Source organism: Actinoallomurus acaciae, from assembly GCF_042429965.1.
In the GTDB taxonomy this organism is placed as follows: domain Bacteria; phylum Actinomycetota; class Actinomycetes; order Streptosporangiales; family Streptosporangiaceae; genus Actinoallomurus; species Actinoallomurus acaciae.
Genome location: NZ_JBHLZP010000936.1, coordinates 1 through 1,791, shown reverse-complemented (window position 1 = coordinate 1,791; position 1,791 = coordinate 1). Strand labels below are relative to the sequence as shown.

Below are 1,791 nucleotides of genomic sequence, written 5' to 3'. Positions count from 1 at the left end.
AGCGCGCCGCGGGCGGCGGTGAAACGCACGCGATCGGCGCCGAGCGTCTCGGCGCCGCGGGGCTCGGGTTCGGCGCCGTCGAGGGTCACCACGAGCCGTGACAGCACGCGGCGGTCGGCGACGTACAGGCCTCCCGGCCCGCCGGTGAGCCGGCCGTCGGGCGGCGACAGCCAGGTCGCGGGAGCGGCGACGCAGGTGAGGTACTCGTGCAGCGCGGGACCGGGCACACCGGCGGAATGCGAGGCGGGGACGGACACGATCTGCTCCGTTTCGCGGGGGTTCGTCCCCCATGATGACGGCTTCCGTCCCGCCGGCACACGGTTCACCGGTCCGCGGCCAGGTGTCGCACGGTCAGCGTGCCGACCTGGGCCACGCTCGGTCGGTGCCCCGGTGAACACGACCGCGCCGGGCCCGAGGTCGACGTGGGCGATGCTCGATCACGACCACCGGGCCGCCGCCGTCCACGACCCGGTCGAGCGGGGCGAGAAGCCGATCGACGTCGGCCGCATGCGGACCGGTGGTGGACTCGTCGAAGACCTAGGTGAGGCCGGAGCCGAGATGCCGCCACCATCTTTCTTCACGCGCTGTGCCTCGACGCCCGACGGTGGTCGAGGCGCACCAGGCGGCGTACGACCCCGGCCACGCGCATGAGTTCGGGCTGCGGTGCGTGCTCGGCGGCTTCGCGGCACTCGTCACCGAACGCACACGACCAGGGCCGTTCCTGACGGACCACCCCACCGGGACGCGACCGGGCACCGGGCCCCGTCCCAAGGTCCCCGTTCGTAGCGAGCGATGTCCAGGGGGCGCGTCGCCTTTCCCGGGGTCCTCGCGGAAGCGTGCCGGGCGGCGGAGCCGTTCGGCACGGTTTCGTGGGGTGGGGGCGACAACGCGGCGAGGCGCTCCCCTCGGCTCCGCACGGCCGGACGGCGGGGCTTTGAGACGGGCGCTAAGCGACGGCCGGCCAGTCCCAGCCGAGCTGGGCGAACAGGCCCAGGCGGTCGCTGACGCCCCGGATCTCGGTGATCTTTTCGTCGGCGAGCGTGAGTACGAAGATGGCCTCGTTCTCGAAGCTGCGCCCGGTCGGTTCGGGCATGCGGATGTGGGTGCCGGTGTGGGTGCCGGACATGGTGAGGCGGGCGACGACGCGGTCCCCCTCGGCGACCAGCTCCTCCACGCGCATCAGCAGCGGGTCGAAGGCGGCGAGCTGCATCCGGATGCCCTCGAAGGCCGCGCCGGGCTCGTCGGGCTCACCATGGATGATCTTGTTGTGGTCGACGACGTCGGCTGCCAGGTAGGCCGGCAGGTCATCGGTCCGGCGCTCGCTGACGGCCGCGAAGAAGTCTCGTACGACGGTCTTGTTGTCCATGGCATTTCCTCTCTTACAGCGTAAGACGAAGCTATCCTGCTCTTACGGCGTAAGAGAGTCAAGGAGCGGACCGTGGCGACCAGGGCGACACACGAGCGGGCCGGGCTGTCCCGGGCGAAGGTGCTGGACGCCGCGCTGGAGCTCCTGGACCGGGTCGGTGTGGCCGGGCTGTCCATGCGAAAGCTGGGCGCCGCGCTCGGCGTCGAGGCGATGACCCTCTACCACTACGTCCCGAACAAGGACGCGCTCCTGTCCGGCCTGGTCGAACGCGCCGCCACCCGGGCGGTCACCGTCGACCCGCGGGCCGGCTGGCAGGCGATGCTGCGCGGATTCGCCGCCGGGTTCCGCCGCGAGCTGCTCGCGCATCCCGGCGTGGTGCCGCTGGTCGCGACCCGGCCGGTCAACACGCCCGCCGCGCTGCGGGA

At 72.4% G+C, this 1,791-nt stretch carries 3 protein-coding genes; 1 reads left to right on the top strand and 2 read right to left on the bottom strand.

Annotated features, from left to right (window positions below; all coding sequences use genetic code 11):
- Window positions 1-257: glycogen debranching N-terminal domain-containing protein (locus ACFFNX_RS49115; RefSeq protein WP_378213351.1), on the bottom strand; the 257-nt coding region annotated here is incomplete at its 3' end.
- A gap of 689 nt (window positions 258-946) precedes the next feature.
- On the bottom strand, window positions 947-1,366 hold the full coding sequence (locus ACFFNX_RS49110; protein WP_378213350.1) for an ester cyclase: 420 nt from the start codon (window positions 1,364-1,366) through the stop codon (window positions 947-949).
- A 72-nt stretch (window positions 1,367-1,438) separates the two neighbouring features.
- On the opposite strand from ACFFNX_RS49110, the gene ACFFNX_RS49105 reads away from it, so the two are divergent.
- On the top strand, window positions 1,439-1,791 hold a 353-nt coding region (locus ACFFNX_RS49105; RefSeq protein ID WP_378213349.1), incomplete at its 3' end, for a TetR family transcriptional regulator.